Raw genomic sequence first — 19,714 nt, forward strand, 5'->3', positions numbered from 1 at the left:
GGGTGGCAGGGCGGATTCTAATAACTATTAGAATGAATGAGATGATTAAGCATCTTGAATGGGGGAGAAACTCCCCCGTATTGATCAGAGATTAGAAGAACGAGTAGGTGACAGATGCACCGAAGGTTCTTGGCTCAAGTAGCTCAACAGTACCAAAGGCATGGTTAGTAACTTGATGTCTATCGGTTACGTTATTCACAAATCCAGCAACCAACCAAGGCCCTTTTTCATAGTTAGTCGTTAAATTAAGCGTGGAGTAACCATCTACTTTGGTGCTGTCTGTATTAACCAAATCGGTGTAATAACTACCGGTATATCGTAGGCTAGCGCCTACATCTAAATTATTATTAACGAAGTAAGTTGCCCCTAGAGTCACAGTTGCTTCCGGTGCAAAGCTAAGATCATTACTACTAATACTGGCAATACTGCCACCATCCTTAACTTCTGAATTCAATAAACCTAAGCCAAGGCTAAGCTCAAGATCTTCGGTAGCCATAGCCGTAGTTTGAAGCTCCAAGCCATAAGTTTCAGCCTCTTGCACGTTTACGATAGCTCCGTTAAGCGACGCCTGATAACCGCTGTAATCGTTATAAAACAGGTTAGCACTCAAGGTAACGCGATCATCCGCCAAACTGCTTCGAGCAGTCAGCTCATATGCATTCACCGTTTCCTTATCATAAGTAAAAGGGATTCCGATGATTGGATGTACTGCACCGCCTGCTGAGTTATAGCCTTTTTTAGCACTCATACCGACACGTGTATCTTCAGTTACGTCATACTGTAACGCCACCGATGGTATGAATACGCTCTCATCAATATCCAGATCTAGGTCTACAGAAAAGAATGGAAAATTAAAATTTCGGAGTTGTTTTTCTTTTTGGTAACGCATACCACCAATCAGCGTCAACCTCTCTGAAAGGGCATAATTTAATTCACCATATACCGCTTTAGAGTCACTGCTATCCTCACCATCATAAACAGAATCGCCAGTACTATTGATATCTTGATCACGTTCAAAATAAGCGAAGCCGACATGCCCATAAAGGGTGTTGCTGTTTTCGCCAAAGTTCAGTTTCGCATCAAATGTCGTACTATCCTCATCGATTCTAAACTGTTGCTCTCCCGCCGCCGTCGATGCATAAGTGTCAAATCCATATGTGTATTCTTTATCCGAAATCAAAACATCAATCGACATACTGTCGTTTATTGCATAATCGATTTTGAGACTTAAAGAATCATTTTCAACTTTCTGATTCTGTGGAAAAGCCAGAATATAGTCGGTTTCATTCGTGTAGTAGCGACGTCCAACGTCTCCTTGTTCCTCCCCTGTAGAGTAAGTAAACAAAGCCTCTAAATCGTCAGAAGGTGTCCAAAGGAATTTTAGGCGGCCTTTATCTGAGTTAAATTCATTCAGATCATAATCTGCAGGATTGCCGGCATATTCTTCATTTTCAGTTAGTGTGTGAGCGTCCATCATCTGACCGGTAAAACGAAAAGCCAATGTATCTTCGATCATTGGGCCCGAGATCATGACAGCTTTATCGAAGTAATCTTTGTTGTCGCGATAGGCAAGACGGACCTTACCTTCCCAGTCGAAAGTTGGGTCCTTAGTTTTAAGATAGAGAGAACCAGCAATACTGTTGCGGCCATTATTAGTAGATTGCGGGCCACGGAACACTTCAATCTGTTCCAGGTCCCAAAGCCCCGAATCGCCAGAGAAAACTGCTAGAAATGGATCGGCAACACCATCGACCAGCATTGATACACGCGCGTTAGCGCCACCTGCGACACCGAAAAAGCCGCCTGCCGCGCCGTTACCTTCAACACCACGGATATTCGGCACAACACCATCGAGAGCAAGCACATTGGGTGTATCCTTGATCGCATCCCTTACCGTTACAAACTGTGTTGTTTCAAGCTTTTCGCCTCCGATAACCGACACTGAAGAGATCGTATCTTTTAATGAACGTTCCTGTTTTTCACCCGTTACTACAACCGTGTCCATGGTTGATACAGACTCTTTCTCAGTCGCTGAAGCGGACTCATTAGCTATTGCAGCATTCGCCATGCTCACGCACACAGCGAGGTTCAGCACAGATAACTTCATTAGTTTTATCCTCGTGGGAAATTGGTAATTCGTTTTCAATCGTGGAGATGCGTTAAAGACAGCGGGTATAGAAGAACAGGTCATCAACCTGTTACTTTATTCATTAACACAACGCAAACAATAATAGTTCGCGTTATTATTTACTTATAGTAGAATTGCGCCACTCCAAAAGCGACAACTAACAATCGAAACTGATGGATAGGTGCATGAATAATTCCAAAATAGATCCCGATAGTTTGTGCAACGAAATCCAAACATGGGCGACACCAGAGTTGCTGGTCCGTAATGCTTCTGGCTCCGTTGTTGTAAGCCACATAAAGTCCGATGCATATGAGGGCAAAGCTAATAATGTCGGCCATGCCATAATTGGCATGTGTACTGATGGTGGCGGGCATGCTCAAAGAAAAGATGATCACGGTACGCTAGATGATATCTGGCACCCAGGTCGGGTAGGCTTTGTGTTACCAAGTTCCAATGTAGAGGGGAGTGCACCTGCTATGGAAGTTATGATGGTCGCATTTAATTTAGCGGATGTTCCTGCCTGCCATAGTGATGACTTTGACCTAGCTAATCTACAATATGCGGCAAACAAATTGCACGATGACCCCATTTTAACTTCGGCATTAATCACACTAATGCGCGAAGCTGAAGCGCATGGTGAATCGACAGCCTTCTTTGATCACGGGCTTTCTATAATTCTGCAGCGACTCACAGGGCAAACGACGAAAAACCTCTGCCAATTACCCAAGGGGATGACTCAGGTTCTACTACCGGTGGTAGAACAAATTGAGTCACGCCTTGATGAAGACCTTAAGGTAACTGAATTTTCTGAACAACTCGGTTTAAGTGCTCGTACTTTTACTCGCGCATTTAAGCGTGAATTGGGTCAAACCCCCTACCAATACATTACTTGCCGCAGGATGAAACGCGCCAAACGGCTCTTGAGCGAAGGCGATTCTGTAACCGATACCGCCTTTTCTACCGGATTTAGTAACCCCGCCAAATTCGCAGCCGCATTCAGGCGCTGGGTAGGATTAGCGCCGTCCGAGTGGCAACGAATTAATCACTGAAGTATTGATAACTGCATTACTTCGTTCCTGACAACTCGAACAAATTAGTTTTCACTTTGAACAAGCTAACTGCTTCGGAAATGACCAAAGCATTAGTGCTATCTCCTTCCCTATAAACATCTATCAGTGAATGTTATCTAAAGATAAAAGGGCGATATGCTTTAAGCAGATCGCCCTTTTTTTAGATTAAGTGAATGGTGCAGATAACGCGTTACTTATCAAAGATACCGCGCTCACCATCTTTAAATGATCGGATCTGACGGCGCTCTTTCTTATTCGGTCGATTGCGCGGATTCAAGCTACTGCCCATCGCCTTACGCTGTGCAGCATGCTCTTCACGTTTTTTAATACTGGCTTCAGTTTCTTTGTAGAGCTTTTGCGCTTCAGGCGCACCTCGACGTTTATCCGAGAGTTCAACCACTACGATCTCTTTCTCTTCGAAACCCTGACGAATTTCTAAGACAGCACCAATCTCAACGTGTCGACTACATTTGGTACGCTGACCGTTATAGTGCACCTTTCCGCCATCGATCATCTGTTTTGCAACAGCGCGAGTTTTATAAAAGCGAGCGGCCCAAAGCCATTTATCAAGACGAACTTTTACTTCTGTATCTGTCATTTCTTGGGGGTAATCTCATCAAAGTGCTCTATAGCACTATAGTCATCTATTTCTCTTTTAGGTTGCTGGCTGTCAGGTTGGTAGATCGACAATAAATACTTAATACCATATTCCCGAGCACTCTTAAGTACAGCAAAGCTATCATCCACCAACAAAGTACGGGACTTATCGAAAGGCTCTACTTGCTGCAGTCGATCCCAAAACGTGAGATTTTCTTTCGGCAATCCAAAGTCATGAGAGCAGATCACCTCATCCACAAGATCGTTGATAGCGGTTTTCTCAATTTTAAGAGACAAGCTTCCCCAATGAGCATTTGTCACAATCACCGTGCGAATCCCTTGCGCTTTTAGGGTAGCTAGAAAGTCCTGCACATGAGGTCGAAAAGCGATCTTATCGGCAATCTCATATTTCAGCTCGGTAATGGGTACATTCAACTCACGCGTCCAATAATCCAAGCAATACCAATTAAGAGTTCCTTGCTGCTCTATGATACGCTCATGCAACCAACTGCGTGCTTCATCTTGATCCATTTTGTGGATCTGCGCATATCGCAGGGGTAGATGTTCTAGCCAAAAATAGGTATCAAAGTGAAGATCAAGAAGGGTGCCGTCCATATCCAGCAAGACGGTATCTATATTCTGCCAATCAAACATTTTTCAGGCCAAGTAAAGAGGAAACCTCAGTATGCCGGTTAAACCCGAGATTTTGAAGGTTACAACTGCCGCACAAACACGCTTATTTAAAGTCGAGCAAGTTGAACTTCGCTTTTCTAACGGTGCCGAACGCACTTATGAGCGCTTAGCCAATCGAGGTAACGGTGCAGTAATGATCATTCCTGTGACCGAGGGCAATGAAGTACTGCTGATCAAAGAATATGCTGCAGGTATTGAGGATTACACGCTGACGCTACCTAAAGGACTGATTGATCCCGGTGAAGACGCTCATATCGCCGCAGACCGAGAGCTTAAAGAGGAAGCAGGGTTTGGTAGCAACCAGTTAGATACGCTAAAAGTAATGACATCAGCACCCAACTATATGGGGCATCGAATTACAGCGGTCATCGCCAGAGATCTCTATCCTTGTCGCTTACAAGGCGATGAGCCAGAAGAGATGGAAGTCGTCAGTTGGCCGCTAGCTGAGATAGAGCAACTGGTAGCCAGCGAGGACTTTACCGAAGGTAGAGCCATTGCAGCGCTCTACATGGCCAGAGATTTCCTCAATCGTAAGTAGAACCATCATTCATACAGCCAACACCCAATAACAAAAAGGCCGTAAGATAATGAATCAACACAACTTAGCTTCAGCATTACTCTGTATTTGTCAGCAAGCCAGCGCTGAGATCTTAAAAGTTTATCAGCGCGATGATTTTTCGATTGCAGCTAAAGCTGACCACTCCCCTGTCACGGCAGCTGATCTCGCAGCACATCAGGTGATTCGGGCCGGTCTCAGCGATCTGACTCCCGAGATCCCACAACTAAGTGAAGAAGACACTGAATTAACCTACCAACAGCGCAAAGTTTGGCAGCAATTTTGGTGTATCGATCCGTTGGACGGGACCAAAGAGTTTATTAACCGGAACGATGAGTTCACCATCAATATTGCTCTGATCGAAAACAACCGCCCTATCTTCGGTATTATCTATGTCCCCGTTAGCGGAGTCGCCTATTGGGGGGGCAACGAAATTGGTGCATGGAAACAGGAAGATGGGCAAGCTCCAGCGCAAATCCGGAGCAAACCTCTGGGCAAAGACCTAATCGTCGCATCCAGTCGTAGACATGGCCAAGATGCTAACGAAAACCTAATGCTACCGATAGCTAAGCAGTTTTCCCAGATAAGCCATCGAGGGATGGGAAGCTCTCTAAAGATGTGTCTAATCGCTGAAGGTATAGCCGATTTTTACCCACGTCTTTATCCCACCAGCGAATGGGATACGGCAGCAGCTCAAGCCATTCTGGAAGCAGCGGGTGGGCGTTTAGTCAACGCCGAAACACTCGAAGGCCTCACATATAACTTACGCGAGTCTTTAGAAAATCCGTATTTCTTTGCCTGCGGTGATCCGCAATTCCCACTAGAAGTTTTACGAAACCATCTAGCGAAGAACACTAATTAAAGGACAGGGACCAAAAACAGCTGGGATATAGATTCATTATCCCAGCTAGGTGAGTAGATAAGAGCTAATTATTCAGCTGCACAGGACTGATTAGCACGAGCAAAAACCTCTTCCACTTTAAATTTAAAATCAGGGTTGCTCAGTTGATTGGCACGGATCAGTTTCACTTCATTATCGCTAAAGTGCTTGTGTACATATTTAGAAAAGCAGTCACAACGCTCCTCAGTAGCACCCGCCAACTTCATGCAATCCTCTTTAAAAGGCACAAATGTATCAGACGCTAGAAACTGGGTTTTAACGACCAGAATTGCCAGAGATACTACAGAAATCCAAATTAAAACTTTATACATCTTCTAACAGTCACTTTTTTATAGTTATAAAAATACAGGCCTGTCATTCTAGGGTTAAAACATGACAGTTTCAGCAAACTTTAGTCGCAGCCCTTTAAAAAATGAATTATGAACCAATATAGGTAGATAGTTCGTAACAAAAGAACATCAAATAAGCACACTTTTTGTACCATGAAATAATCACTCTTGGGTGCTATTATTTCCGTGCTTTGGATAATTAATAATTACCTGCCAATCGTGTGAGCATACGGATACGCAGGTAATCTCTGACAATAAGTCTTTACGACACACGAATAAGGTGACACTTATGAGCTTTGAACTTCCGCCGCTACCTTATGCAAAGGACGCTCTGGAACCACACATCTCTGCTGAAACGCTAGACTTCCACCACGGCAAACACCACAACACTTACGTTGTTAAGCTAAATGGCCTAGTTCCTGGTACCGAGTACGAAGGTAAAACTCTAGAAGAGATCATCACTTCTGCTCCTGCTGGCGGCGTATTCAACAACGCTGCTCAGATCTGGAACCACACGTTCTACTGGAACTGCCTAGCACCAAACGGTGGTGGTGAGCCAACTGGCGCAATTGCTGATGCAATCAACGCTAAATGGGGTTCTTTCGCAGCATTCCAAGAAGCTCTAAACGACAAAGCAGTTAACAACTTCGGTTCTAGCTGGACTTGGTTGGTTAAAAACGCTGACGGTTCTATTGATATCGTTAACACTAGCAACGCTGGCTGCCCTCTAACTGAAGGTCAGACTCCACTGCTTACTGTTGACCTATGGGAACACGCTTACTACATCGATTACCGTAACGTTCGTCCTGATTACCTAAAAGGTTTCTGGGCGCTAGTTAACTGGGAATTCGTAAACGCTAACTTTGCATAAGTTATCGTAACTTTTTAAAAGGCTGATACGGAAACGTATCGGCCTTTTTTGTGCCTAGTGTTTATCGTGATAGGCTAAAACAAGTGTTACGGAAAATAGCTAAACAAAGGACTGTCTGAATGAGATCTGCGCTTGTATCCACTTGGTTCGGAGATAAATTTTCTGAACTTCACCCTCAGCTACAACAGTTGCATATCCAAGGTGGTGAGCTTAAAGGCTCCGTCGATCTAACTTACGGTAAAGGCCTCGCGGGAATAATCGGCCAGAGGCTTGCCAAGAAAATGGGCCTTCCAACAGCTGGCCAACACCAATTATCTGTGAACATATTCCATAAGCCTGATAGCTTGCACTGGGGACGCTGTTTCAACGACCAAGAGAGAGTTACTTCAATATTCAAACCTGTGGGCTCAATTGAAAACGGTTATTGGATCGAAGAAACCGGCCCGATAACATTGCATCTGACTGTTGATATCAAAGAGGGCGGATGGTTTTGGCGCTGCCTAAAAATTCAGATCAAAGGTATTACAGTCCCCACATGGCTACTGCCTAAAACCACTGCTTACAAAAAGATCGAGAATGGGAAATACCGATTTTTCGTCGGTTTTACTTTGCCAATACTTGGCTCACTCGTGTCCTATCAGGGGTTACTCGAACCAAATCCCCAAATCGAAAACTAAGTAACGATTACTACAATAATGGCTCTAAATACGGCCACATCGTATCTAGCAGATAAGGCTGACCTACCGCACTAGGATGAATTCCATCATCCTGCATGCGCTCTTGATTTAAGGCGACTTGCTCCATAAAGAAAGGCACTAAAGCCACTTTTTTGTTATCAGCCACTGTCGGATAGATTTCGCTAAAACGCTGGGTGTACGCTTTACCGTAGTTTGGAGGGAGCTGCATACCAAGCAACAGAACCTTAGCTCCATTACCTTGAGCCATATCGATCAGACGCCCTAAATTTCTTTGGATCGCAACTGGCGGTGTACCACGTAAACCGTCATTCCCGCCTAATTCGATAACCACAATCTCTGGCTCAGTTTGTTTCAGCAGCAAGTTCAATCGAGCGATGCCATTTTGCGTTGTATCACCACTAACACTGGCATTAATCACTTCAAGCGCATAGCCTTGTTGATCTAAACGCTGTTGTAACAAGTGCACCCAGCCTTGCTCCAAATCCATCTGATAAGCAGCAGATAGGCTATCCCCTAAAACAATTAGGGAACGCGCTTGAACCGGAACGGTCAGAAATACGAATAATAGAAAGGCAATCGTTTTACGCACGGAAGAACCTATGGCAATTGATACAAACACAGTCGTTAGTGCTCAGCATCTCGCAAAACAGTTTCAGACTCAAGCAGGGGCCGTTGATCTATTCAGTGATATTAATCTAGAGATCAAGCGGGGAGAAAGTGTTGCTATCGTCGGCCCTTCAGGCACAGGTAAATCGACCCTACTATCGCTACTAGCCGGATTAGATCATCCCAGTTCAGGTCATGTTTTGCTGAATAATACCGATCTAAATGACCTGAATGATCAACAGCGGGCAGATTTTCGTAACCAACATATCAGTTTCGTATTTCAATCGTTTCACCTACTACCAGACCTAACAGCCCAACAAAATGTCATGCTGCCTCTGCAGATTCGCAACCATAGAGAAGCCGCAGAAGAAGCTGAGATTTGGCTAAGCAAAGTAGGGCTGAGTGAACGACTTAATCATAAGCCCGCTGAGCTATCCGGTGGCGAACAACAAAGAGTGGCTATAGCACGCAGCTTTGCCACAAATCCCACCCTATTATTTGCTGATGAGCCTACCGGAAACTTAGATGAACACACCGGTGAACAGATCATCCAGCAGCTTTTTGATCTCAACAAAGCTCAAGGCACAACGCTGATTTTGATTACCCATGACTCATTTTTAGCAAAACGCTGCAGTCGCGCATTGCGTTTACATAATGGCGAACTGCAAGAGTTATCAGCATGAACCTTACCACTCTGCTTAAAATAGCTGGTCAACTTAGCTTGAGTAATATCAAGCTAAGTGAGTGGCGATCACTACTTCTGGCTCTATTGCTGGCGATTACCATTGCTAGCCTGATGGCAGTATTAGGTGAGCGAATTGAACAAACGCTCGAAAGGCAAGGTAGTGCACTTTTAGGCGCTGACTTAGTTCTGAGTAATAGTCGCCCTCTTTCTGACAAAACGCTTTCAATGGCTGAAGAGATGGCCCTTGAGCATACTTCGGTCACGCAGATCGCCAGCATGGCAAACCAAGGTGATAACTTTGTATTGGTTAGTGTGAGAGCACTGAGGGCCCCCTACCCCAGCGGACAAATTTCGTTAGATCAGCCGGCTCAAACACCATTGCCCAATTTGGGAGAAGCCTGGGCCGAGCAAGGCGTATTTGAGCGATTAAAGCTCGAACCCGGCGATATACTTACGTTAGGCTCAAAAGAGTTTGTTTTAACTCGTACGGTACTTGCTTCCCCTGACCGTGGTCGCGGTTTTATTAGCTTTAACCCACAAATTATTATCAATCACTCGGACCTACAAAGTACCGAGCTCTTGGGCCCCGGTTCACGTGTACATTATCGCCAACTGTTTAGTGGCGACGCCCAGAAAATCGCGCAACTAGAAATCTATCTCCAAGAAAATAAACAAACCGGCGAGCAGATCACTTCACTAAAAAGCGAAGAGGGCCAACAAAACAGCGCGTTAATGAAAGCCTCTTCTTATCTGCGTTTAGGTGCGCTATTTGCGTTGCTGATTGCTGCCATGACGATTTTCCTCAGTTTACGCCGTTTTACACAGAGCCAAAGCAAACGTGCAGCACTGTTCAAAAGCTTAGGGGTTAGTAATCGTCAGTTGTTATTGATGTACCTTGCCCAACTAGGATACGCATGGTTTCTATGTAGCCTAGTAGGTATTTTTCTAGCAGTTATATTAGAAGCTTCAGGCCTACAGCTGCTAAATGAGTTGCTGCCTCAACCTGTACCTACAGCCGCTTTCACAACCTATCTGACAGGGCCTGCGTTAGGCATTGCCATTATTGTCACCCTTGGGTTGCCTAACCTTCTGTTGCTACAGAAAAGCACACCTACACAGCTATTCCAAAACCAACCTTCGCCTCTGAAGTGGGGTGGCAAGCTACCCTATCTTTGCGCGTTCATTGTCTTGCTGCTATTCACCAGCAGCTACTTAAATAGCCTGTGGCTCACCCTCAGTCTTACTCTGAGCTTGCTTATCCTAGGTAGCCTGCTGGGTTGGCTCGGTGCTTTTATCGCGCAATGGAGTTCGCAGAGATTATCGAAGCATCATCCGCTAGGGCAGATGCTATTGAGCCGTATGCAACAACAGCAACGTTGGTATCGAATCCAAATCCCGGTAATCTGCCTGCTATTTGCATTATTGAGTATTAACTTAGTTGCTCTAAATGATCTGCTCAGCCGCTGGCAAGAACAGTTACCTGAAAACACACCGGACCACTTCCTAATCAATATTCAAGACTGGGAGAAACCGGAAGTTGAAACCTTGTTAACAGCGCAGCAGATCGATAATCAGCTTTGGCCGATCTATCGTGGGCGCTTAAGTAAGGTTAATGGCCAACCTTTAGCAGAAGCACTCACGCCTGAACAGTTAGAGCAACCTTCGCTAAAACGTGAATTGAACCTTACAGCGACGGAACAGTTCCCTGCTCATAATGAACTTATATCAGGACAGTGGAACAGTTCTCAAAGTGTATCGATCGAACAAAAGCTAGCATCTGAACTTGGCTTAACACTCGGCGATAGCGTCACCTTTGATATCGCGGGCCGCGAAGCCAGCGCTGAGATCACCAGTATTCGTTCTGTAAGATGGGATTCTTTCCAGCCCAACTTTTACTATATCTTCAGCCCCGACATTCTGGAGCCTTACTCGCCTAGCTACCTAACCAGTTTTTATCTAGGTGATAAAAGCGCCGAGGTCAGTCGTTCTCTACTACAACAGTTCCCGACTCTTACACTGATCGATGTTCGGCAGATTTTGTCGCAGTTGCAAACATTACTCAGCAAGCTATCCCTACTCTCAAGCTTACTCATGTTGCTAACGACAGCATCAGGTTTAGTTTTACTCTATGTAACGCTGACCCAAGAGCTTGAACAACGTCGTCATGAAAACGCGCTTCTGCTTACCTTAGGCGCGAGCCAGAAGCAGTGTAAGCAACTCGATCGTTTAGAGATGGGCCTAATTGGTGGGATCAGTGGTGTACTGGCAGTCATCATTTCAGAGGCTAGCTTGTGGCCGATCCACCAGCAATTGTTGAATCTATCACCAGTTTTACATCCGATACTCTGGTGTCTATTACCGATACTGAGCAGCGGTCTATTTATTCTAATTGGACACTTTAGCCATCGCCAGCAGAGCTTAAGCCAAAGCTATCAAACACTGGCTTCACGCTGAGCAAACTGAGCAGCGGGCAGATCCTGATAATGACATCGATTTCGCCCGCTTTTCTTAGCCGTATACAGCGATTGATCAGCGGTTTCTACCAAGCGTGCTAACTCAGCATTGGGACCTACTTCAATCACAGCTAGACCAATACTCACCGTAATGATCTCTGCACTGCTGGAATGCACATGCGGGATCTGTAGTTCACGTACCGCATTCAACATTTTCTCAGCGATCTTCTTCCCGCCCGCTAAATCGGTATAGGGCAAGATCACGGCAAACTCCTCTCCCCCATAGCGACATGCTTTATCCAAGTCTCGATCACATTGCTGATCGATAGTTTGCGCCACTTGAATCAAGCACTCATCACCCGCTTGGTGACCGTAATGGTCGTTATACTGTTTAAAATGATCTATATCGATCATTAACAACGCGAGGGGGCTGAAGGTCCGACAAGCAGCCTGCCAATGCTGGTTTAGCGCCTGATCAAACAGCCGACGATTGGCAATACCGGTTAAACTATCAGTGACATTCAATGCTTCTAGCATGTCGCGCTGCTGCTTCAACTGAATATGGTTATTCACACGCGCTTGGACGATTGCGGGACTGAAAGGTTTAGAGATGTAATCCACCGCCCCAAGTTCTAGACCTTGGGTTTCCTCTTCAATATTGGATTTAACGGTGACAAAAATAATCGGGATATTGCGGGTAGGTTCTTCAGCTTTTAATTGCGAACAGACTTCATAGCCGTTCATATCGGGCATAACAACATCAAGTAGAATCAGGTCAGGTGGATTTTCGCAGGCACGTTCGATCGCCTTAGCGCCGCTTTTCGCGACAATAACTTTGTAATCGCTCAACAGCGAAACCAACACATTGCAGTTCACCGCTTCATCATCGACTACCAGTACATGCCCCTTCACCTTATCCACAAGAGACTCCTTTACTTAACTATGAACACGAGTCCTTAGTTGCTCTAACTCCTTAAGGGCTTGCTCAAATTCAAATTCTTCTGCAGCGATTAATAGTGCCTGTAACTGAGCTTTATATTCATCGGGGCTATTCGCAAGCAGTTCTGAAGCTGTCTGGGTCGCCCGACTGTTACCCTCTTTGAGAAGTTCTGCAATCTCATCCAGAGACGCCACAAAAGAGGAATCGCCTTTATTAGTTATAGACGGTTGTAGCAAAGTTGCCTCTTTGGGCCCAGAAGAAACATCAGAAGTCACAAATGCCGATATGGCACTGCTGAGCTGTTGGGCTTGTATGAGACATTCACCTATTCGATCTGCTGCTCCTTCAGGGTTTTCACCTCGCAAACCCACTTCCAGTTGCTGAGCAAGGCTAAATAACTCGGTGCCCCCCAAATTCCCCACTAACCCAGCAAAGGTATGCACCCTATCAGCCGCCTCACCGTATTTTTGCTGCTGCCAAAGAAACTCTACCTCAGTGAACGTTTCACCCTGCTCCTCGACGAGCTGCTTTAAGAGTTTTTGATAGAGACCCAGATTACCATTCACCCGAGCCACTGCTTCTTCACAGTTAAGGCCCTCGATTGTTGGTATCGGACTGGTTGAGGAATGATACTCGATCTTCGGCGTGATCCACTGCGCTAAGGTTTCTAATAGCACCTGCGGCTGTATAGGCTTAGTGATATGCGCATTCATCCCAACCGCTTTGGTCCGCTCTATATCCTCCTGCATCGCATTGGCGGTCATCGCAATAATCGGAATGCTTTGGTAACCCGCAAACTCTCTCAACCTTTGCGTAGCTTCCAGGCCATCCATCACAGGCATTTGGATATCCATCAACACCAAATCAAATGGTGTTTCTTGCGCTTGTTCTATCGCCTCTAAACCGTTACCCGCCAAACTGATCTCTAAGCCTAAACCGGTGAACATCTCAGTAGCGATCTGTTGATTAATCAAGTTATCTTCCACCAGCAGAACATGGGTATGCTTAAACTCTTTGGCAGCTTCGGCTTGCGTTGGTATAACTTTCGGTTGTCGGCCACCTAGTTCAGCTTTGATATTCAACGCTTTCATTATCGCGCTAAGCAATAAAGATGGACTCACTGGCTTCAGCAGAAAGCCATCTAAATCCTCAGCACAAGCTTGATGAAGAATCCCCTCCCGATGGTGCGCGGTGACCATCACAACCGCGGGGACCGGCTGACTTGGATTCAATTCTTTGATCTGCTTTGCACATTCAAAACCGTCCAAGCCCGGCATATGCCAATCGATCAGAAGGAGATCATAAGGAGGCTCGTCACTGTCACTCACTCGCTGCAGCTCAGCAATAGCCTCTTCTCCCGAACTCAAGGCATAGCCGTACATGCCGAAGTTACACACCAGAGAACTCAAAACATCGCGAGATGCAGAGCTATCATCCACAATCAAAACACGCGTGCCTTGCAAGCGGTTCGCAGGGTTTTCGGTCGCGATATCACTTTCAGCCAATTCAAACTCACTGGTAAACGCAAAGCAGGAGCCTTGACCCGTTTCACTACTTACCGTGATTTCACCGCCCATCAACTCAACCAATTGCTTACTGATCACTAAACCTAGGCCTGAACCACCATATCTGCGTGTTGTTGATGCATCCGCCTGACCAAAGCTTTTAAAGAGCCGTGCTTGTTCCTCTACAGATAAACCAATTCCAGAATCAGTCACACTAAACTGCAACCACACCTTGCCGCTCTCTCTCGAAACCTCTTCTACCGTGATGGAGATCTCGCCTTGCTCGGTAAATTTAATGGCATTGCCCACTAGATTCGTCAGCACCTGCCCTAAGCGTAATGGATCGCCTCTTAACTGACGCGGCAGCTCCCAAGGATGAAACAGTAGGATCTCTAACCCTTTCTCCTCGGCTTTCAGACGCAGTAAGTCACATAAATGCTCAAGCACATCATCCAAAGAGAAATCGATGGTTTCGACACTCATCCGCCCCGCTTCAATCTTGGACAGATCAAGAATATCGTTAATCACACGAAGTAAATTATGCCCCGCCATTTGGATCTTTCTTAAGTAATCATGTTGCTGATTAGTAAGCTCGGTCTGAAGGGCAAGATGGCTAAACCCAACCACCGCATTCATCGGCGTACGGATCTCATGACTCATATTAGCGAGAAATTCAGATTTGGATTTGGTGGCTGCTTCGGCCTCGGCTTTAGCCTGTTCTAATTGCTGCTGGGCTTTTTTCTGACCGCTGATATCTACCACCCAGAACAGGATCTGGCGCTCATCCTGAAAGAAGATCCGCTCCCAAGTTAACAGCGCCCAGAACACCGAACCATCCCTACGTACTAGCTCAACCTCCGTGGTACTTACACGGCCATGTTTGCGGTATTCCTGAGCAAAGAATTCACGATCCTCATCGTGTAACCAACTATCCTCAGGATTATGCTTCAACCAAGATTCGATACTAAAACCAAACATATTGGCGCACGTTTGATTCGAATAGCTAAGTTGATGCTCAACAGGGTTATATACACTCACCGCGATCGGACTGGTTTCGAGAATATTGCGCAAGTAACTGTGGCTCTTTTCTAAGGCTTTCTGACTTAACGTCAGCTCCTGAGTACGCTCTTTTACCTTCTCTTCTAGCTTGCCTTTGTACTCCCTTTCACTTTGCAGTAGCTGATTGCGCTCTCTAAGCAAAGCCTTAAGTTCCGTCTCAGCACTATTTAGATCATGAAACTGTTTGGCTAATCCTTGCTGCATCCTATTGATGGCATCAGCTACCACATCAAACTCATCAGGGTCATCTGGATTTTGAGTTTTGGACAGTTTCAGTGGTTTGTTCTCTCCCTCTAATTCCCACCTAGACACATAATCAGTCACCGCCCCTAAATGTCGGGTCACACGCAGCCACATCAACAGCATTATAAAACCCGCAACGATGGCGGTCTTTACACCATTACTGATCAAAATAACGCTGGCTCGGTTGATCAACCTTTCATAGACATTATCGATACTAGCTGTCACGACCAATGCACCGAGGTAGATAGGATCGGCTTGGTTCACTCGCAAAAACTCTAGGGGGTAAACATGCTCACGAGAGTTATCAGAAACTTTATCCCCAAACTCCCAAACGCCGCCTTGTTCATCTCTGATGACCACATGCTCTATATCTGGGAGTTGCTGTAAGCCTTCTAGATGCACACCAATCTGTGCTCCGTCCATCGACCATAATCCGAGGGATAAAGGGGGAACATGTGATCTTTCTATATCGACAAATTGCTGCTCAATGCGGCTGATATCTGCGTGATAATCAAACGCTAACTGCACGCTTGTCGTGATCAACGTAAAACAGGAGCTAAATAATATAACCTGTATCGCAAACTGTTTACCCAGACGTCCTGATATCGCTTGTTTAAGCCGTCTCATCCAGCGCCTCGCAATCGAAAGATCCTTGCATGAGTTTAGTTCAGCTGCGGAATTCCGTTGCGACAAAGGGCGAATTCCGCGCAAAAAGCACGAAATTCAGTCAACTGGTTTCTACCCTATAAAATTTACTTTTTATTTCGCGCCAACATAAGTAAGGCTAGGTATAAACGACTTTTACGATTGGGCTTTGCTGCAAGCTTGTCTTGATCCTGCCCAGCAACAGAGCCATCCGACTTAAAGTAATGGCCGCTAAAACAAAAAATGGGGGGGGGGTGTAGCCCGAAATGCCAATCATCTTGGGTAGCTAATTGTGTAAAAATTGAAGAAGGAAAAGACGTTGGTAGTTGTGTGGGCGCGGTATCCATTGCACTCACTGAATGAGATGCAAGCGCCAGAGCCATCCCTGCGGCACAGCCGAATAGTGGTTTTACAAACAACATAACGACAACCTCAGCAGAAGCGAGAGTTTTTATCGTCGGCGGTCCGGCCATCCCATAGGGACCCGTAACTTTGCGTCGCCCAATTGCTTGGGGTTTGCCTTTTCGAGAGATAATCCCGCGAAAAAACAGATCCTGTTCACCCTAAGCTGTCGGCGGCTTATGCAAAAGCTAAAGATCCCTTTGGGTTTTTATAATCCTAAACTTACCTGCGGTTTAAGCTTTTGTTGCAAATCCACTTTTGGATAGCAGCTAAACAGACGCTCAATATCGATACCATCTTTCGACAACGCAGCTTTAACCACATCGCTACGGTCCTGGGCTAACTGCTGCAGTCGAGGTGTCACTTCTGCCTGTAGTTGCTCTTCTGGTAGAGGCTTCTTACGTTTAGCATTTTCAGCCACAACCTGTTGCCATATAGCTGGCTGATCTTCAGCAACAGCAAGGCCACAAATATTCATCCGCATGCCTTTACGTTCCTGCATCATCTGGGTCAGTTTCGACAGATAAGCTGATGATTCAGAATTAAGGGAGGCACCCGCCACATCGAAGTAGACCGGTTGCAGGGTAATAAATGAGCCTTTCTCTTGCGCATCCATCACCATCTTACCGATCGAAATCAGCGTACCGAAAGGCTGAAGTGCTTTGGTTAGATAACCCATAGCTGCACTCTTTAAGCCTTTACCTGCTAGCTTATTGATCACCGTCTGATAACCAAATTGAGGATCATCCAAAGAGCCATCAATAGGGATCTGCAGATCGATATTGTCATCGTTATCCTGCAGGATCATCAATGCCGTTCCCAGAGGCATCGATACCTTTTGATCAAACTCACCACTACGCTCACTGTTACGCGCTTCAACATCGAGTTTGTTCAAACGGATATCGGTATCACCATTGAGTTTACGGCCTTTAATAGTGCCTTTTGTAGTTAAGCTAAGCTGACCACTCTGCAAGTAATAACCAGTGTATTCAAGCGAGTAAGGACTTACTTGCGGAAGTTCTAAGCCTTTAATTTTGGCATCCCAATGACCGCCAAAATTACCGCTGAATAGCTCAATAGCGCCCTTAGCATTAATGGTAGATAGCTTGTTTTTAGCCTTCAGATCAAACGTAGTTTTGCCTTTGGAACCTGTATCTAGGTTACTCAAAGCGAGGCGCTGAATAGTGAGATTCGTTTTAAAAGCAGGCTTCACGCCACCATCGAAAATCTGGATAGGGTTGCTGCCACTAACACGCAGTTTGTTCAGCTTAACTCTGATTGGCTTACTGGCTTTCTTATCGGTGTCTGTAGCTGATGGGGCAGCCTTTTTCTCACTGCTAGATAGCTGCGCTAATAACCAATCCAGGTCAGTCAGCTGACGCTTAGATGACAACAGCACGCGCGTTTTGCTATCACTCAACTGCACAGAGTTAATACTTAGTTCGCTCTGCTGTTTAAACTTAATATCATCGGCAGTGATTGTTCCCCACTGGGTAAACACTCCGCCATTACCTTGAACTTTGAGCTTCTCGGTTTCCAGCTTGGCAAGACTAATATCGTTAACGTCTCGTAGTTCTGCAGTAATTAAGCGCACAGTAGCCAGACTAATCAGTTCCTGCTGCCCTTTAGATAGAGCAAAGTTTTGCAGAGCAACGGTAGGGATATTAGCCTGCCAGTTTTTCATATCAGCAGTCTGCACAGCACCGCGCGCCAGTACACCATTGATATTGATATTCTGCCCCGCTTGATTCAGCGCAATACCTTCCGCTTTTAAAACCAGATCCTTAAGGGTCAGTTTTTGCAGTCCTTCCATCTCGACTACAGAGACCAAATCAGCCCCTTTTAAATTGACCGTTTGCCCGCCTTGATCAAGCTGTAAGCCTGCCACTTTGATTTGGCCTGCAGTTTTTAGCTGTTTTAGTTCACCTGCTAAAACTCCCAAATCAACATCACCTTTCCAAACTAGTGAGTTTTGTTTTAGCGCCATATTCTCTTGGCGGAACTTCAAACCACGTAACTTAACGCTACCTTTTTGTTTTACCTGCAATAACTGATTAGTCAGGTTCGTGCGTACATTTAGATCAAGATCCATATCTAGATGACCACGAAGTTCAGGCATAAATACTGCCGTGACACTGTGGATAGGGAAGTTATTTAACTTAACTTTGATCTCAGAACTCTTCTCTTCAGGAAGAGGTTTCGACTGAGACTGCAATACAATCGGAGCACCGTTTAAAGAACCATCAAGATCCAAAGCTACCGGCTGATCCTGATCCCAAAGGTAGAAGTCGGCGATACGCCCAGTTTTCAATTGCAGCTTATGCGTTTGGCCATCTAACTCTGCCTGCCAGTTGATCGCTTGAAGATTTAACTGTGCTAAACCAAAACTCCAATTTGAAGAAGGCTCTTCTGGCTTTTCTTCAACCGCGGCGTCTTCGGATTTAAATTGATTCAGATCGATTGGACCTAACCAAAGCGCCTGCTCTTTCTGACGAACGCCTAAATTAATGCCAGAAAGGCTCAAATCGGTGATTAAGATACGTTCTTGCTGTAGCTGCTCATAATCCAGATCAACCGAGAGGTTATCTACCTGCAAAGGCGGTTTATCCGCAGCTTCCGCTTTAAGGCCTTTAATATTGATACGGCCTTTAAACCACTCTACCTCTAAAGCTGATAACTGAGCTTTATCCGCACCATTGTTCAGTAGCCACAGCACCACCTGATCTCGCACCAATAGAGGCAAGTTATGCAGTAACAGAGCAACCAAAACGATAACAACCAGAAGAAAACGCAACATAGTCCCTTTTCGCCAGACGAGCTAATAACCTCTCTATCATAATCCAGTTTCATGAATAGAAAGCGAATCTTTATGATAGAAACTCAAAAAACAGCATAAGTTTCGTGAAAAATTGAAACCGACCGATAAATCCCTACAATTTGTAATGATACCTTGACGCTATTACAGTCCGTAAGGACGATTTATTCTAGCTATTAAAAACGTCCCACTCTTGATAAAATCACCCTCGTTTTTGAAGCCTTAGCGCTTCCGACAAGACAGTTCTATGCACATAAACTTTTGCGCGATTTAAATCGATTGCACTAAACCTGGAACCAGAAGCTCTTAAGAGCTCATCAGCAGGTGAAGTCAAATGCTGTGACTTCAATGATCGATAGAAATCCGCATGCCTGACATTAGGGTGACTTCGATGGCAGATCATGACGAAAACTTCCGCGATTCTTCAGGTTTCTCCTGGATCATCATTAACTTGATCGCTATGGCGTGGATCACTATGCCTGCTAGCATCGCACTGAGCCGCGTTACTCTGTAATCGC

At 45.4% G+C, this 19,714-nt stretch carries 17 protein-coding genes and 1 riboswitch; of the genes, 8 read left to right on the top strand and 9 right to left on the bottom strand.

Annotation, left to right across the window (positions count from 1 at the left end; translation table 11 throughout):
• Positions 1-91: 91 nt before the first annotated feature.
• Complete coding sequence (locus ACMXYV_RS16950; RefSeq protein ID WP_415889581.1) at positions 92-2,107, bottom strand: TonB-dependent receptor; 2,016 nt, start codon at positions 2,105-2,107, stop codon at positions 92-94.
• A gap of 206 nt (positions 2,108-2,313) precedes the next feature.
• Here ACMXYV_RS16950 and ACMXYV_RS16955 point away from each other — a divergent pair, with 206 nt between their 5' ends.
• Positions 2,314-3,177, top strand: a complete 864-nt coding sequence (locus tag ACMXYV_RS16955) for a helix-turn-helix domain-containing protein (RefSeq protein ID WP_415889582.1) — start codon at positions 2,314-2,316, stop codon at positions 3,175-3,177.
• 211 nt (positions 3,178-3,388) lie between these two features.
• On the opposite strand, the gene hslR is transcribed toward ACMXYV_RS16955, so the two are convergent.
• Both hslR and yrfG read right to left on the bottom strand, forming a co-directional pair.
• Positions 3,389-3,796 (bottom strand): ribosome-associated heat shock protein Hsp15, encoded by a 408-nt coding sequence (hslR, locus tag ACMXYV_RS16960; protein ID WP_415889583.1) that lies wholly within the window; start codon positions 3,794-3,796, stop codon positions 3,389-3,391.
• Positions 3,793-4,449, bottom strand: coding sequence for a GMP/IMP nucleotidase (gene yrfG / locus ACMXYV_RS16965; protein WP_415889584.1), 657 nt, complete (start codon positions 4,447-4,449; stop codon positions 3,793-3,795). Before yrfG ends, hslR begins: the two co-directional genes overlap by 4 nt.
• 31 nt (positions 4,450-4,480) lie before the next feature.
• Here yrfG and nudE point away from each other — a divergent pair, with 31 nt between their 5' ends.
• Together nudE and cysQ are read left to right on the top strand one after the other, a co-directional pair.
• The gene (nudE, locus tag ACMXYV_RS16970) at positions 4,481-5,026 is read left to right on the top strand and encodes an ADP compounds hydrolase NudE (RefSeq protein ID WP_415889585.1); all 546 of its coding nucleotides are present in this window, start codon (positions 4,481-4,483) and stop codon (positions 5,024-5,026) included.
• A 49-nt stretch (positions 5,027-5,075) separates the two neighbouring features.
• Positions 5,076-5,906, top strand: coding sequence for a 3'(2'),5'-bisphosphate nucleotidase CysQ (gene cysQ / locus ACMXYV_RS16975; RefSeq protein ID WP_415889586.1), 831 nt, complete (start codon positions 5,076-5,078; stop codon positions 5,904-5,906).
• 68 nt (positions 5,907-5,974) lie between these two features.
• On the opposite strand, the gene ACMXYV_RS16980 is transcribed toward cysQ, so the two are convergent.
• A complete protein-coding gene (locus ACMXYV_RS16980) occupies positions 5,975-6,256 on the bottom strand; it encodes a hypothetical protein (protein WP_415889587.1) in 282 nt (93 codons plus the stop codon).
• 307 nt (positions 6,257-6,563) lie between these two features.
• Here ACMXYV_RS16980 and ACMXYV_RS16985 point away from each other — a divergent pair, with 307 nt between their 5' ends.
• A complete protein-coding gene (locus ACMXYV_RS16985; protein WP_415889588.1) occupies positions 6,564-7,145 on the top strand; it encodes a superoxide dismutase in 582 nt (193 codons plus the stop codon).
• Positions 7,146-7,264: 119 nt separating this feature from the next.
• Positions 7,265-7,822, top strand: coding sequence for a DUF4166 domain-containing protein (locus ACMXYV_RS16990; protein WP_415889589.1), 558 nt, complete (start codon positions 7,265-7,267; stop codon positions 7,820-7,822).
• A 10-nt stretch (positions 7,823-7,832) separates the two neighbouring features.
• Here ACMXYV_RS16990 and ACMXYV_RS16995 read toward each other — a convergent pair whose 3' ends face one another.
• On the bottom strand, positions 7,833-8,432 hold the full coding sequence (locus ACMXYV_RS16995; RefSeq protein WP_415889590.1) for an arylesterase: 600 nt from the start codon (positions 8,430-8,432) through the stop codon (positions 7,833-7,835).
• Between the two features lie 10 nt (positions 8,433-8,442).
• On the opposite strand from ACMXYV_RS16995, the gene ACMXYV_RS17000 reads away from it, so the two are divergent.
• Positions 8,443-9,132, top strand: coding sequence for an ABC transporter ATP-binding protein (locus ACMXYV_RS17000; protein WP_415889591.1), 690 nt, complete (start codon positions 8,443-8,445; stop codon positions 9,130-9,132).
• A complete protein-coding gene (locus ACMXYV_RS17005; RefSeq protein WP_415889592.1) occupies positions 9,129-11,588 on the top strand; it encodes an ABC transporter permease in 2,460 nt (819 codons plus the stop codon). The genes ACMXYV_RS17000 and ACMXYV_RS17005 overlap by 4 nt, the downstream gene beginning before the upstream one ends.
• On the opposite strand, the gene ACMXYV_RS17010 is transcribed toward ACMXYV_RS17005, so the two are convergent.
• The 4 genes from ACMXYV_RS17010 to ACMXYV_RS17025 all read right to left on the bottom strand — a co-directional run bounded on the left by ACMXYV_RS17010 (position 11,567) and on the right by ACMXYV_RS17025 (position 19,178).
• On the bottom strand, positions 11,567-12,508 hold the full coding sequence (locus ACMXYV_RS17010; RefSeq protein WP_415889593.1) for a diguanylate cyclase domain-containing protein: 942 nt from the start codon (positions 12,506-12,508) through the stop codon (positions 11,567-11,569). The two genes, ACMXYV_RS17005 and ACMXYV_RS17010, sit on opposite strands and share 22 nt — an antisense overlap.
• 15 nt (positions 12,509-12,523) lie before the next feature.
• Positions 12,524-15,961, bottom strand: a complete 3,438-nt coding sequence (locus ACMXYV_RS17015) for a response regulator (protein ID WP_415889594.1) — start codon at positions 15,959-15,961, stop codon at positions 12,524-12,526.
• Positions 15,962-16,086: 125 nt separating this feature from the next.
• Complete coding sequence (locus ACMXYV_RS17020; protein WP_415889595.1) at positions 16,087-16,401, bottom strand: hypothetical protein; 315 nt, start codon at positions 16,399-16,401, stop codon at positions 16,087-16,089.
• 34 nt (positions 16,402-16,435) lie between these two features.
• Positions 16,436-16,510, bottom strand: a riboswitch (cyclic di-GMP riboswitch).
• Positions 16,511-16,589: 79 nt separating this feature from the next.
• The gene (locus tag ACMXYV_RS17025; protein ID WP_415889596.1) at positions 16,590-19,178 is read right to left on the bottom strand and encodes a DUF748 domain-containing protein; all 2,589 of its coding nucleotides are present in this window, start codon (positions 19,176-19,178) and stop codon (positions 16,590-16,592) included.
• Positions 19,179-19,587: 409 nt separating this feature from the next.
• Between ACMXYV_RS17025 and ACMXYV_RS17030 the strand changes: the two genes are divergently transcribed.
• Entirely contained in the window at positions 19,588-19,710 is a 123-nt protein-coding gene (locus ACMXYV_RS17030) for a hypothetical protein (RefSeq protein ID WP_415882807.1), read from the top strand.
• Positions 19,711-19,714 lie beyond the last annotated feature (4 nt).

This window comes from Neptuniibacter sp. SY11_33 (assembly GCF_047778025.1).
GTDB lineage: Bacteria > Pseudomonadota > Gammaproteobacteria > Pseudomonadales > Balneatricaceae > Neptuniibacter.